We start from the raw sequence: 13780 nt of genomic DNA, 5'->3' as shown, positions 1-13780 counted from the left end.
CCGCATCACCTGATTTTATACGGGCAGAACGACAGACCGTCGGCGGAGATCAGCCGATAGGTGATGCCGTCGCGCTCGCCCTGCGTTGCGTAGCGGATGGACTTGCCGTGCAGGTGGCCGTAGTAGCACTCGGTCACGCCGAACTCATTCAGCACATCCACCAGCTCCTGCGCCTGTGCGCCGGGGTAGATAGGCGGGTAGTGGAGAAAAGCGATCTTTTCTGCCACATCCCCCGCCGCCTGCAAGGACATGCGCAGACGGCCCGCCTCCCGCGCCATGAGCTTTTCGCCCTGGGCGGCAACGTCGTCAAACGGCCAGCCGCGGGTGCCGCACAGCGCCACATTGCCGACAGTGCAGGCGTTGTTGTGCAAAATATGCAGCGTGTCAAAGCCGTTGGCAGTCAGGAAGTTTTCCATCTTGCGGGTCGTCGTCCACCAGTAGTCATGGTTGCCCTTTAAGAGCCACTTTTGGCCCGGCAGGTTTTGGATAAAGGCAAAATCCGCTTTTGTGTCGTTCAGGTTCATGGCCCAGCTGGTGTCACCCGCCAGAACAACGGTGTCGTCCGGGCCGATCAGCTTGCGCCAGCTGGCTTCCAGTCGGGGCAGATACCCCTCCCACCCCGGGAAAACGTCCATGGGCTTGTCCGTTCCCAGCGAGAGGTGCATATCCCCGATTGCAAAGATGGCCATAGGGCCCTCACTTTCTAGTTGTTGCTTTTAACGAAGAGCCGCGGTGCGGATGTCGGCGGGCTGCAGCACGGTCTTGAACCGTACCTCGAGCTTATCCAACTCGCGCAGCGAGGCGGGAGCCTCGGCGCCGGTCTCGGCGGTCAGCGCGGCCATGGCGGCAAAGTCGCTGGCGGGGGCCTCCCCGCCCAGAGCCGTCAGGACGTCGCGCGGGAACTTGAACGGGCTGGCCGTGGAGAGCACGACCATCGGCGCGTCGGTGCGCCGGGTCTCAGCCACGCGGAAGGCCACGGCGGTGTGGGTGTCGCAGAGGTAGTGGTCGCCGTCAAAGCGGGCCTTGATTTCAGCAGCACCGTCGGCATCGTCGGCGTAGCCTGCGGCAAAGCTCTGCTGGATTTTTGCCAGCGTCTCGGCGTCAACGGTGTACTTGCCGGTGGCGGAAAGCTCCTGCATCCAGCCCGCGACCTTTTCGCTGCTGCCGCTGACGTGGTAGAGCAGACGTTCGAGGTTCGAGGAGATCAGGATGTCCATCGACGGCGAGGTCGTCTTGTAGAAGGTGCGGCGGGCGTCATAGGTACCGGTGCGCAGGAAGTCGGTCAGAACATTGTTCTTGTTGGACGCGCAGACCAGCCTGCCCACGGGCAGCCCCATCTGCTTGGCGTAGTAGCCCGCCAGAATGTCACCGAAGTTGCCGGTGGGCACGCAGAAATCCACGGGCTTGCCCCACTCGACTGCGCCCTGCTCGGCCAGACGGAAGTAGGCGTAAAAGTAGTAGACGATCTGCGGCACGAGGCGGCCCCAGTTGATGGAGTTGGCGCTGGACAGGCGGATGCCGCGCTTTTCCAGCTCGGCGGCGACGTCGGCGTCGGCAAAGACTTTCTTGACGCCGGTCTGGGCATCGTCAAAGTTGCCCTGCACGGCGTAGACCTGCACGTTTTCGCCCTTCTGGGTCGCCATCTGCAGATGCTGGATCTCGCTTGTGCCGTCGTTCGGGTAAAATACCTCAATTTCAATGCCGTCGAGGTCGGCGTAGCCCGCCAGCGCGGCCTTTCCGGTGTCGCCGGAGGTTGCCACCAGAATGCGGGTCGTCTCGGTGCGGCCCAGCATCTTCTTGGCCTCGACGAGCAGCTTCGGCATGAGCTGCAGGGCGTAGTCCTTGAAGGCGCAGGTCGGGCCGTGCCACAGCTCGAGAGAATACAGGCCGTCGCGGACCTTAACGGTCTCGCCCGCCTTGCCGCCAAAGGCAGCGCCGTAGGTAGATGCCGTTGCGGTGTGCAGGAAATCAGCGCTGTAATCGGTCAGAAAACCGGCCAGGACCTTCTCGGCCAGCTCGGAATAGGAGAGATTTTTCCATGCGTCCAAATCGGCCCGGGGGAAGGTCTCCGGCACGAACAGACCGCTCTGCGGTGCCAGACCGCGGACGATAGCCTCCTGTGCGGAAACGCGGAGTGCGGAATCTCTGGTGCTCAAATACTGCATACGTTTACACCCTTTCTCTTATTCTCTTTCCTCTATATGTATAAGCCTTTTTTGGCGCTATACCGTTGCTGTGAACGGCGGATTGCGGGCGGATAGGGAATCCGCCCCTACGGGTTGCAGGGGTCGATGTCCGTCATCGACCCGGAAAGTGTGCGGCTGCCGCAAGGTTCTCTCCCCCACCCGCTGCGGCGGGAGCCCCCTCGCAGAGGGGGCCAAGAGAGGTTCAACACTCAAACGCACCCGGGATGCAATGCACCTGCCAGCCGCGGGCGGCGGGCGTGACCTCCACCACATCAAAGCGGATGGCGGCATCGCGGTAGGGGCTGTGCTGCAGGTATTGCTGGGCCGCCAAAATCAGGCGGTTCTGCTTCCGGGCGTCCACCGCGGCGGCGGGGCGGTCCAGCATCGCGCCGGTGCGGGTCTTGACCTCGGCAAAGACGAGGGTGTTTTCCTTATACAAAATAAGGTCCAGCTCCCCCAGCCGCGTGCGGTAGTTGTGGTTCAGCAGCAGCCAGCCGCGCTGCTGGTAGTACTTGGCGGCGACAGCCTCGCCCGTGCGGCCGACGTCAGTCATGCCAGTAGCCCTGCTTTTTCAGAAAGCTGCGGCGGTAAAACGGCTGGATGCCGTACTGCGCGATCAGCTCGTAGTGCAGCTTGGTCGGATAACCCTTGTGCCTGGCAAGCTGGTACTGCGGGTACTGCTTGTCCAGCTCGAGCATATAGCGGTCACGGCTGACCTTTGCCAGAATCGACGCCGCCGCAATCGACGCACTGTTGGCGTCGCCCTTGACGACGGCCTCGGCGGGCTGTATCAGCCCCGGCGGGCAGCGGTTGCCGTCGATCAGCACATAGTCGGGCGTTATTTCCAGCCCCGCCACAGCCTGCGCCATGCCGTCCATCGTGGCCCACAGGATGTTGCGCTCGTCAATTTCCTGCGGCGAGATGAAGATAATTTTATACGCCAGTGCGCGCTTTGTGATTTCCTCATACAGCGCGTCGCGTCGCTTCTCTGTCAGCTTTTTGGAGTCGTTGACACCTTCGATGGGGTCATCAGGGTTCAGGATGACCGCCGCACAGCAGACCGGGCCGCACAGCGGGCCGCGGCCCGCCTCGTCCACACCGCAGACAGTACCGTGTTCGGCGCGTTTGGCGGTGTCAAAGGCGTAGAGCGCCTCGTTACTGCTCGTCGTCCCAGTCGTCGTCTTGCGGGGCATCGTCCGTCACCTCTTCCATATCTTCCTGAATGGCGCGCCGGGGCGGGCGCTCAAGGGAGAGCCGCCCCCACTTGCTGGCGCGGAACTCACCGACCAGCATCTTGGCGGCGCGTTCGGTATCGACCTCACCGCCGGAAATCAGCATACCGCGCTTGGCGCCGATGGCCTGCAGGAGGTCATACGGCGGCAGCGTCAGTGCCTCGGCGTCCAGCTTGTAGCGGGCCAGCAGCTGCTGCGGATAAATGCCGCGCACGCTGGAGAGCAGACCGCAGGCCAGCTCCTCAATGTCGAGAATATCGTCGCGGATGGAGCCTATAAACGCAAGGTTCGACGCCGTTTCCAGCGAATCGAACTTTTTCCACAGCACGCCGGGCATGTCCATGAGGTCAAAGCTGTCAACCGAGATCCACTGCTTGCCGCGGGTCACGCCGGGCTTGTTGGCAGCCTTGGCGCGGGTCGTGCCCGCAAACGAGTTGATGAAGGTGGACTTGCCGACGTTCGGGATGCCCACGATCATAACGCGGATGGCTGCGCCGACCATGCCGCGGCTGCGGCGGCGCTCCATCAGCGCGGAAAGCTCCTTTTCGATCAGGCCCTTCGTAGCCGTGGCGCGTCCGCGCTGCTTGGAGTCCATCGCAATGCAGCCCGCACCCGCACTCTTGAAGTAGGCCAGCCATTGCTTGGTGATCTCGGGGTCTGCCAAATCAGACTTATTCAATACGTACAGATGCGGTTTGCCCGCGGTGATGCGCTCGATCTCGGGGTTCAGGCTGGAAAGCGGGATGCGCGCGTCGAGAATCTGCAAAACGCAGTCGACGTTGCGGATCTCCTTTTCCATCAGGCGCAGGGTCTTGGTCATGTGCCCGGGGAACCACTGGATCTGGCGGCTGTTGATAATGTCACTCTGGCTCATTGGGCCGCTCCTATCTTGCCAAAGGGCAGTACGCGCAGCACAGCTGCGCCCATAATGTCACGTTCGTCCACGCAGCCCACGCGGGTATCGCGGCTGTCGGTGGAATTGTTGCGGTTGTCCCCCATCAGAAACAGGCAGCCGTCCGGCACCGTGATGGGAAAGTCCACGCTTTCATATAAATACGTAGGCTCGGCGGTGTAGGGCTCGTCGAGGGCCTCGCCGTTGCGGTAGACGATGCCGGCGGTAAAGTCAATATCGATGGTGTCCCCGCCCTTGCCGATGACCCGTTTGACGAGAGGCCTGCCGTATTCCGTGTAGCCGTCCACGACAACGATGTCGTCATAGTCGGGCTTTTTTAAAAGGTTGATAAGGATGCGTTCGCCGTTAGAGAGGGTCGGGTCCATTGAGTGGCCGTCCACCTTGACGATGCGCACGCCGAAGGTGAACACCAGCGCAATGACCGCCACGGCCATAGCGAGGGCGTCGTACCATTCCAGCGTTTCCTTATTGCGGCGGTAGCGGTCCTTGAAGGATGCTGCCATGTTTTCCACCACCCGTTTAAAAAAATACGAAAAAAGGGAGAACGCCAACCGTCCTCCCCTTTTCTAGTATGCTCAGATACGTGCCTTGACCTTGGCAGCCTTGCCGGTGCGCTCGCGCAGGTAGAACAGCTTCGCACGACGGACCTTGCCGCGGCGAACGACGTCAACCTTCTCGACGAACGGGCTGTTGACCGGGAACACACGCTCAACGCCAACACCGTAAGAGGTGCGGCGGACGGTGAAGGTCTCCGCGATGCCGCCATGCTTCTTGGCAATAACGGTGCCCTCAAAAGCCTGGATACGCTCCTTGTCGCCTTCCTTGATGCGGACGGAGACGCGAACGGTGTCGCCGACTTCGAACTGGGGCTTGTTCTCTTTGATCATACCCTCGGTAAAATGCTTCATTGCGTCCATGGTTTGAATTCCTCCATTTTATTGCGACGTTCATACACGATTGTTCGTCAGAGGACCGCCTGTATAATGATGTGTCATTATCCCGCCGATGGCTCGGCGGCACTAACGCTTTAGTATTATAGCATTGTGCAGCGCGTTTGGCAAGGGGGTTTTGACAGAAAAACGAAGATTTTTTCAGCTTTTGCCTTCCCCTGCGGGGAAGGTGGCCCTGCAGGGCCGGATGAGGGGCAAGTCCCCGGCAGTTACCCGTAAACGGGCTGTGCCCGGAAGGCCGCCCCTCATCCGCCCTCGGGCGGGGCCTCGGGCACCTTCCCCCGAGGGGGAAGGCCGCGTGTCAAAAACCTTCCTCTGCGAGGGGGCCAGGGAGCTTACTCGAAGTCTTTGCCCGCTTTATTATAAAGGTGCGTCCGCACCACGCGGCACTGCCAGACGGGAGCGGCCCCCTGCGTGCGGAGGAAGTCGGTCAGCAGGGACGGGTTCAGGTTCAGTGCCTCGCCGCTTCCGCATGGCAGCAGCGCCGTAAAGCGCAGCGTGCCGCCTTCAATCGTGTACTCAATGCGGTCAAGGTAGTGCTTCAGCTCCAGCGTTTTGCAGCCGCGCTTCGTCTTTTTCGTGACCTCGGCGTGCTCGGCATTGTTGTAGGCGTCAAGGGCGATGGCTGAGCCGGCGGGCATCGTGATTTCATAGGCTGCCGTCTCGATCTCACCGACCTTCTCCACAGCCGGGGCGACCTTCGTGATGACGATGCCGCGCGGCATCAGGGGCTGCAAGGCGTCGATCCATGCCTGCGGGTCAATCGTCTCCTGCTCGGTCTTGACCTCGCAGCTTTCGCAGAGGCTCTCCTGCCCCAGGGACAGCGGGCAGGTGAAGGACAGGTAGATGTGCGGGTTGAAGCCCTGCGTGTAGTACACAGGCAGGCTGCTCATTTTCAGCATCCGGTGAAAGACCCGCTGCAGGTCAAGCAGCGAGATATAGGCGGACTCGCCGCACTTCTCAAAGAAGATTCTTACTGTAGTCAAAGCACGGTCCTCCGATCAGCTTGTTGGCACCGCAGGCGCTGCACTGGCGGTTGCAGGGCTGGGTCGTTTTTGCCTCGAGCGCCTTGTTGTACTCGCGCACCAGATGGGCCTTTGTCACGCCGACATCCAGATGGTCCCAGGGCGTGACCTCGTCCAGGCCGATGGTGCGGTAGTTGTAAAAGTCCGGGTCAAGGCCGCAGGTCTTGAACGCATCGAGCCAGCGGTCATAGTTGAAGTATTCCTCCCACGTATCAAAAAAGGCACCGTTCTCGAACGCCGTCTCGATGACGCGGCCCAGACGGCGGTCACCCTTGGCGAACACACCCTCGAGCACGCTTGTGGTGCTGTCGTGGTAGTTGACCTTGATCTTGCGGGAATGCACGCAGCTGAGCAGATATTTCTGCTTCTCACGCAGGGACTCGCGGCGGTCCTGGGCGCAGAACTGGAACGGCGTGTCGGGCTTGGGCACAAAGCAGGCGACGCTGATCGTGACCTGCACGCCCTTGCCCTTCGGTCGATTGGGGATCTTATAGAACAGGTCCACGACCTGCTGCGCCGTGTCAGCAATGCCCTTGATGTCGTCGAGCGTTTCCGTCGGCAGACCCATCATGAAGTAGAGCTTGACCGAGGTGTACCCCTCCGAGAAGGCGATGCGGCAGCCGCGCTCGATCTGCTCCCACGTGACGTTCTTATTGATGACGTCGCGCAGGCGCTGGGTGCCGGCCTCGGCGGCAAAGGTCAGACCGCTCTTGCGGACCTTCGTCGTCTTTTCGACCAGCGATTCCGAGAAGTTGTCCACACGCAGGGACGGCAGCGACAAGCTGACGTGGTCAGCCTCGGCCCAGGAGTTCAGTTCATCGAGAATTTCTTCCAGCCGCGAATGATCGGAGGTAGACAGGCTCGACAGGCTCAATTCATCGTAGCCGGTGTTGCGGCAGAGCGCACGGGCGCTGTCGCTGATGAGCTTGGGGCTGCGCTCACGGAAGGGGCGGTAGAGCTGGCCTGCCTGACAGAAGCGGCAGCCGCGCACGCAGCCGCGCAGCACCTCGACGCAGGCGCGGTCCTGCACCGCACCGACGAGCGGCACAACAAAGTTTTCCGGCGGGGTGAAGCTGTCCATATCCCTGACGATGGCCTTTGTCACGCGGGCGGGAACGCCGGGACGGTTCGGGGTGACAGCCTCAATGCGGCCATCCTCCCTGTAGGTCACATCGTAGAAGGACGGCACGTAGACGCCGGGAATTTTGGCGAGTTCCAAAAGCAGCTGTTCTTTGTTCCAGCCCTGTTTTTTGCCCCGTTCGACTGCGGCGCAGATGTCCTGGAGCATCTGTTCACCCTCGCCCAGCTGCATGACGTCGAAGAAATCCGCCATCGGCTCGGCGTTGCAGACGCAGGGGCCGCCGGAAATAATCAGCGGCCAGCGCTCGTCGCGGTCCGCGGCGCGCAGCGGAATACCCGACAGGCGCAGCATGGCCAGCACGTTCGTGTAGGCCAGCTCATATTCCAGCGAGAAGCCGATGATGTCAAAATCGGTCAGCGGATCCTTGCTCTCAAGGCAGTAGAGCGGAATGTCCAGCCGCTCCATCTGCTCCTTCATATCGGTCCAGGGCATGAACGCGCGCTCACACCACCAGTTTTCGTGGCGGTTGAGGATGTCGTAGAGGATCTTTTCGCCGAGGAACGACATGCCGATCTCGTAGGTATCGGGGAAGCAGAACGCCATGCGCACATCGACCCTGGACTTATCCTTATAGACACAGCCCGGCTCGCCGCCGGTGTACCGGCCCGGCTTCTGCACAAGGCTTAATGCTTCTTTAAATTTCGGGGAAAATTCCGCCATATTGGTGAACCATCCTTAGCTTTTTAGTGTATCAGTTTATTGTACCCTATTTCCGGCCAAAATGCAACAGACACACGGCAATATGCGCACCGTCCAGGCCGGGCAGGGGCAGCAGATTGCTGGCGCCCACCAGCAGATTGCAGCAGGCGAACCAGTAGCCGCCATAGGTATAGGCCGTGGCGCGCATGAAGGCCAGCACTGCCGCACAGGCCAGCAGGTTGACCGCCGGGCCCGCTGCAGCCAGCAGAAGCTCCTGCAGGTTCGTCATCGGCAGGCCGCGCAGCCGCAGGCAGAGGCCGAAGGGCGAGACCTCGATTTCCGGCCAGCGCTGCCACAAAAGGCGGTAAGCCAGCGCGTGGCCGCACTCATGCAGCACGGCGCAGCCCAGCCCTACCCGCAGGATGCCGCTGCCGTCAAACGCCAGCAGCAGCGTTAAGGCCGCAAGGGTAAGCAGCGGCTGCTTCCAGCGGATCTTTGCGCGGCTACGACGCATTCTGCAGGGCCTCGGCGGGGTCATAGCGCAGACCGCGGTGCAGGATCTCAAAGTGCAGGTGCGGGCCGGTGGCGTTGCCGGTCTCGCCCACGGTGCCGAGGATCTGCCCCGCGGTGACGCACTCCCCCGCCTTTACGAACAGATACTGCATGTGCGCGTACAGCGTCTCGTCGCCGTCGGCGTGGAGAATGCGCAGGTAGTTGCCGTAACTCTTATGGCTGCCCGCCATGCGCACCACACCGTCCGCGGCGGCCAGCACCGGCATGCCCTGTGCTGCAGCCAGGTCGTTGCCGATGTGAAAGTCGTCGCCAAGGCCGCCCATCGGATCGGTGCGCCAGCCGTAGCCGGAGGTTTTACGGCTCTGCCCGGGCAGCGGGAATTGCAGTGGAAAGTCGGGCGTGTAGCTGTCCGTCCTGGCGTAGGCAGGCGGCGACGGCTGGCCGTGAGCTGTGCGGGCGCTCTCCGGCGTGGCGGGCAGGGTGAAGTCCTCCCACATGCTGCGGGCGGAGTCGGCCAGCTCCCCGGCGGTCTGCTCGGTAAATTTCAGAAGGTTGCGCTCCTCGCCCAGAAGCAGCGATTGCTCGGGCTGCATGGCCGCCGTGAACGCGCGGCGCAGCTCCGGGTAAATCGGCCAATCCAGCGCCCCGGCGGCCAGCACAAGGCCGATGGCAGCAAGACAGAGAAGGATCTGCGCCCATAGGACCAAATCCTCCTCGGAACCGGCGCGGCGGGCAGGCGGCCTCGGCGGCTCATTTTCCGGCAGCGGCGCGGCGTTTTCCCACATGGCGTACACCTCCCGTGTTTTTTATACACGGTATGCGGGCGGGGAAAAAAATATCCGCCCCGAAGGGCGGATGCATGCTTACTTGCCTCCCTCGGCGAGACAGACTCCCCCGATACGGGGGAGGTGGCGCGCAGCGTCAGAGGGGGAGCGGTGGCCCGCAGGGCCGGAGGGAGCGAGCCTTGCCGCGACCCGAAATATTTCGGATTGCCGGGAGGTTCTCTCCCCCACCCGCTGCGGCGGGAGCCCCCTCGCAGAGGGGGCCAAGGGCCTTATGCCCCCAGCGTCTGGCGGAGCATCTCCAGACGCTCGTTTAGGAGCTTTTCGGGCTTGGTGAAAAGGCCCAGACCGTTGACATCCAGCGTGCATTCCACGCTGGTGGCGTCACCGCCGCCCAGCAGCAGCGCCGTAAAGGTGCCGCTGATCTTTCCCTTCTGGAAGTTGCAGCTCAAGCACCGGGGCTTTTCCTTGCGGGTAAAGACGATCTGGGTCTCGCTGCCGTCGGTGTTCTTTTCGGTAGCCTTCAGGCCGTCGTCGCTCTCCTCATAGCTGCTGACGTCCCTGCGCCAGCCGTTGAGGGTCGGCTTGGTCAGATACAGCCACACCTTGTTGGGGTCACAGGCATAATTTGCGGTCACTACACAGCTTTTCATGGTTTAGGTTCTCCTTATTTTTTCCCGCGTCCGAACAGGCTTTGCAGCAGACCTGCACGTTTGGGGCGCAGTGCCGCACGCTGCCGGGGTACGGGTTTTACAGCGGCCTTTACGGCTGCCGCCTTGGGCTTGGATTCTGCTTTTGGTTTCTCGGGCTTGTCCGTCTCCTGCACGAAGCCGTTCTGGAAATAGCCAAACATCGCCATCTGACTGTCCACCGGGGGCTGACCCTCGGCGGGGCGCACCTTCACATAGGTGCCGTCCGGCTGCATCTCGCGGGCATTGACGGTGTCGCGCAGCTGCAAGTCAAGGATACCGCGCAGCTTTTTGGCAATGGCCGGGTCATCCACGCGGACGCCGACCTCAACGCGGCGCTCGGTGTTGCGGGTCAGGAAGTCGCCGGACGCAATGTAAATGCGCATGGCCTCGCCGCTGCCGAAGCAGTAGATGCGGGAGTGTTCCAGATAGCGGCCCACCAGACTGCGGATATGCACGTTCTCGGTGCGGCCCGGCACACCGGCACGCACGCAGCAGATGCCGCGCACGATCATGTCCACACGGACACCCGCACAGCTGGCCTCGCTGATCTTGTCGATGATCTGCGGGTCGTTGATGGAGTTGTTTTTCAGGATGATGGACGCGGGCTTGCCCTGCATGGCCAGCGCGATCTGGCGGTCCATTTCCTCGAGCAGCACGGTCTTGAAGCGCAGCGGTGCGACCAGCATCGTGTCTGCCTCGCTCGTCAGGCGCTGCAGGGCCATGTTGTTAAAGACGGCGCTGGCCTCCTCGCCGATCTCCTGCCGGGTCGTGATGAAGGACAGGTCGGTGTACAGCTCGCTTGTCTTTTCATTATAGTTGCCGGTGCCGATCTGCGTCAAGTACTTATATTGGCCGTTGACGCGGCTGGTGATAAGAGTCAGCTTGGAATGGACCTTGTAATCGTCGAAGCCGTAGAACACGGTGCAGCCCGCATCCTCGAGCTGCTTGGACCAGTCGATGTTGTTCTGCTCGTCAAAGCGGGCGCGCAGCTCGACCATCGCGACGACCTCCTTGCCGTTCTCGGCAGCGGCGATCAGGGCGTTCACGATTTGGGAGTCGCTGGCCATGCGGTAGAGCGTCATTTTGATCGACACAACGTCGGGGTCAGCACCCGCGCGCAGCAGCATCTTGATAAACGGGCGGATGCTCTGGTACGGGTAGGCCAGCAGCACGTCATGCTTGCGGACCTCGGTGTACAGGTCGTACCCTGCCGGGGCCTGCATGGGCTTTGCCGCGGGATAGAACAGCGCCGTGTGGCCGCCGTCAGCGGAGATGCGCCCGGCCAGCTTGAACAGCGAGCCGGAGTCGAGCGGCGACGTCTGGGTATAGCAGCGATCCGCGGGCACGACGAGCTTGTCCCGCAGGAATTTGACGATTTCCTGCGGGGCGTCCGGCCAGAATTGCAGGCGCACAGCCGCCAGCTTGCGGCGCTTTTTCAGCAGCTCGCTCATGACATCGCGGAAGTCGACGTCGTGATCCATCATGCCCTCGTCCACCGTGATGTCCGCGTTGCGGGTCACGCGGAACAGGCACTGCTTCTGCACTGTGCTGGCGCTGAAAATCGTCGCAGCATAGTGGGCGATCAGCTCCTCCACAAAGGCAAAGCAGGTCGTCTCGCCGTCCTTGACAAAAAGCACCCGCTCAAACTGGCTGCTGACCGGCACGATGCCGTAACTGATGCCCTCATTTTTGGAGTGGAGCTGGGCAATATAGTAAATGTCCTTGTTGTTCAGGAACGGGAACGGATGGCGGGAATCAACGATCTGCGGGCTGAGCAGCGGCAGCAGCTCGCGCTGGAAGTAGGTTTTCCAGAAATGCTCCTGCGGCTTGGCGAGCTTGGCGAAGTCTACCTTTTTGTAGCCCTCCTGCGCCAGCGCCGAGACAAGGTGCTGGAAGTATTTATCGCATTTTGCCTGCAATTCCGCCACGCGCGGCGTGATGGCAGCGATCTGCTCCGCCGCCGTCATGTGGGTGACGTTGTCGGTCTTATTGTTTTTGAGCAGCGTCTGGTCGTAGAGCGAGCCGACGCGGACCATGAAGAACTCGTCCATATTGCTGCCGAAGATAGCAGCAAACTTGATGCGTTCGCCCAGCGGCACGGTCTTTTCCTTGGCAAGGGCCAGCACCCGGCTGTCGAAATCAAGCCAGCTGAGTTCACGGTTGATGAAGATGCTTTCCGGCTTTTTTTCCAAGTGTATCTCCTCCTAATGATTGGCAGCGGCCAGGCCCGCCCAGCTTTCTGTCATGCGCAGGGATATGCCCTTTACCGCAGCGGCGTCCGCCAGCGTGGCAAACGGGCCGTGCGCCTCGCGGTAGGCTACGAGCGCAGCGGCCTTCCGGGGGCCAAGGCCCGGCAGGGCGGTCAGTTCCTCCGCCGTGGCCGTGTTGATGTCAATGAGGGTCGGTGCCTCCGGCTCGGCAGTGTGTACCGCCGCCGGGACATACGCAGCGGCAGGGCGCTGCGGCTGCCAGACCGGAGCAATGAGGAACAGCGCCCCCGCCGCGATGAGCACCGCGGCCAGCACGGTCAGCACTGCCAATCTGCGCGTGGTCTGCATGGCCGATTCCTCACTTTCCGCCTGTTGAATTTTAATTATAGCATAGTATCCCAAAAAATACAGCCGATTTTTGCGGAATTTTACACAAAATATACGATTTGCAGACATCAGCGGCGGCGCGCGCCGGGCAGCGGCCCGGCATCGACCATGATGACGTCGGTGCCGATGGTGCGGATGCTCTCCCACGGGAGGATCAGGTCATCGTCGCAGCCCAGCAGACCGAAGCAGTGCGCCCGCCCGCGCAGAATGACCGATTGCAGCTGGCCGCCGTGCTCGTCAAAGACCACATCGTCGATGCGGCCCAGGTTCTCCCCGGTTTTCAGCTGGATGACGTCCTTGGCTGACAGATCGCGCAGGGTCATGGCGTGCCTCCCTTTCCGGTTTTTCCGGTCTATTCTATGCCGGGAAAGTGAAATTGTTGCCTTGCCCTATTGCCCCGGGGCGTGTATAATAAAGAAAACACACACTGCCCCGCAGGGAGGTTTTTATGTACAAGAATATTATTTTTGATTTCGGCGGCGTTGTCGTCAATTTTAATCCCAGGGATTTTCTGATGGACCACTTCATGAACCGCCGCGCCGAGGAGGAAACCTACGACATCGTCTTTGGCAGCCAGGAGTGGCAGGATCTGGACCGCGGCATCATCACCCGCGAGGAAGCCAATAAGATCATGCTGGAGAAGGCCGCCCACGCCAACCGCGTGTTTGAGGTGCAGACCTGCCTTGACGAGTGGTTCACGATGCTGGAAACCAATAAGACCACCGTGCAGATCATGCGCAAGCTGAAGGCCGCCGGGTACCGCCTGTACTACCTGACGAACATCCCGACGGACGTTATGGACGAGCTGCGCCAGCGGGAGTGGTTCTCGCTGTTTGACGGCGGCATTGCCTCGTGCGATGTACACCTGTGCAAGCCCGAGCCGGAGATTTTTACAACGCTGATGCAGACCTGCCACCTGGCCTACGATGAGTCGATTTTTGTTGACGACAACAAGGCCAACGCCCAGGCTGCGTACAATCTGGGGATCACCGGCATTTTGTACAAGAACCCGAAGTCCTTCACCCGCGCATTGGGAGCCTGCGGGATCGAGGTGGAATAGCAGAATGTAAAACGGCAGTTCGGATGGGCTGCCGTTTTTGTGTGCAGAGA

At 61.3% G+C, this 13780-nt stretch carries 16 protein-coding genes; 1 reads left to right on the top strand and 15 read right to left on the bottom strand.

Going from position 1 to position 13780, the window contains the following annotated elements; all coding sequences use genetic code 11:
• Positions 1-5: 5 nt before the first annotated feature.
• The 15 genes from B5D32_RS05615 to B5D32_RS05545 all read right to left on the bottom strand — a co-directional run bounded on the left by B5D32_RS05615 (position 6) and on the right by B5D32_RS05545 (position 12993).
• Entirely contained in the window at positions 6-689 is a 684-nt protein-coding gene (locus tag B5D32_RS05615) for a metallophosphoesterase (protein ID WP_078784117.1), read from the bottom strand.
• Positions 690-716: 27 nt separating this feature from the next.
• Entirely contained in the window at positions 717-2165 is a 1449-nt protein-coding gene (thrC, locus tag B5D32_RS05610) for a threonine synthase (protein ID WP_078784116.1), read from the bottom strand.
• A gap of 223 nt (positions 2166-2388) precedes the next feature.
• Positions 2389-2739, bottom strand: coding sequence for a YraN family protein (locus tag B5D32_RS05605; protein ID WP_078784115.1), 351 nt, complete (start codon positions 2737-2739; stop codon positions 2389-2391).
• A complete protein-coding gene (gene rnhB / locus B5D32_RS05600; protein ID WP_078784114.1) occupies positions 2732-3379 on the bottom strand; it encodes a ribonuclease HII in 648 nt (215 codons plus the stop codon). Before rnhB ends, B5D32_RS05605 begins: the two co-directional genes overlap by 8 nt.
• Complete coding sequence (ylqF, locus tag B5D32_RS05595) at positions 3342-4292, bottom strand: ribosome biogenesis GTPase YlqF (protein WP_078784113.1); 951 nt, start codon at positions 4290-4292, stop codon at positions 3342-3344. The genes rnhB and ylqF overlap by 38 nt, the downstream gene beginning before the upstream one ends.
• Positions 4289-4834, bottom strand: a complete 546-nt coding sequence (gene lepB, locus B5D32_RS05590; protein ID WP_078784141.1) for a signal peptidase I — start codon at positions 4832-4834, stop codon at positions 4289-4291. Before lepB ends, ylqF begins: the two co-directional genes overlap by 4 nt.
• Positions 4835-4906: 72 nt before the next feature.
• Complete coding sequence (rplS, locus tag B5D32_RS05585) at positions 4907-5248, bottom strand: 50S ribosomal protein L19 (RefSeq protein WP_078784112.1); 342 nt, start codon at positions 5246-5248, stop codon at positions 4907-4909.
• A 368-nt stretch (positions 5249-5616) separates the two neighbouring features.
• Positions 5617-6267, bottom strand: a complete 651-nt coding sequence (locus B5D32_RS05580) for a TIGR03936 family radical SAM-associated protein (protein WP_227595376.1) — start codon at positions 6265-6267, stop codon at positions 5617-5619.
• A complete protein-coding gene (locus tag B5D32_RS05575) occupies positions 6242-8107 on the bottom strand; it encodes a TIGR03960 family B12-binding radical SAM protein (RefSeq protein WP_078784111.1) in 1866 nt (621 codons plus the stop codon). Before B5D32_RS05575 ends, B5D32_RS05580 begins: the two co-directional genes overlap by 26 nt.
• 46 nt (positions 8108-8153) lie before the next feature.
• Positions 8154-8600: a zinc metalloprotease gene (locus tag B5D32_RS05570; RefSeq protein ID WP_078784110.1), complete on the bottom strand. Its 447-nt coding sequence runs from the start codon at positions 8598-8600 to the stop codon at positions 8154-8156.
• Positions 8590-9384, bottom strand: coding sequence for a M23 family metallopeptidase (locus B5D32_RS05565; RefSeq protein ID WP_242943407.1), 795 nt, complete (start codon positions 9382-9384; stop codon positions 8590-8592). The genes B5D32_RS05570 and B5D32_RS05565 overlap by 11 nt, the downstream gene beginning before the upstream one ends.
• A gap of 269 nt (positions 9385-9653) precedes the next feature.
• Positions 9654-10034, bottom strand: a complete 381-nt coding sequence (locus B5D32_RS05560) for a hypothetical protein (protein WP_078784109.1) — start codon at positions 10032-10034, stop codon at positions 9654-9656.
• Positions 10035-10048: 14 nt separating this feature from the next.
• Positions 10049-12265, bottom strand: coding sequence for a polyphosphate kinase 1 (gene ppk1 / locus B5D32_RS05555; RefSeq protein ID WP_078784108.1), 2217 nt, complete (start codon positions 12263-12265; stop codon positions 10049-10051).
• A 12-nt stretch (positions 12266-12277) separates the two neighbouring features.
• Complete coding sequence (locus B5D32_RS05550) at positions 12278-12631, bottom strand: ComEA family DNA-binding protein (protein WP_078784107.1); 354 nt, start codon at positions 12629-12631, stop codon at positions 12278-12280.
• Between the two features lie 107 nt (positions 12632-12738).
• A complete protein-coding gene (locus B5D32_RS05545) occupies positions 12739-12993 on the bottom strand; it encodes a YlmC/YmxH family sporulation protein (protein ID WP_078784106.1) in 255 nt (84 codons plus the stop codon).
• A 125-nt stretch (positions 12994-13118) separates the two neighbouring features.
• Between B5D32_RS05545 and B5D32_RS05540 the strand changes: the two genes are divergently transcribed.
• Positions 13119-13730, top strand: coding sequence for an HAD family hydrolase (locus B5D32_RS05540; protein ID WP_078784105.1), 612 nt, complete (start codon positions 13119-13121; stop codon positions 13728-13730).
• Positions 13731-13780 lie beyond the last annotated feature (50 nt).

The organism is Gemmiger formicilis (assembly GCF_900167555.1).
Taxonomy (GTDB): Bacteria; Bacillota; Clostridia; order Oscillospirales; family Ruminococcaceae; genus Gemmiger; species Gemmiger formicilis.
This window is presented reverse-complemented; position numbering and strand designations above follow the sequence as displayed.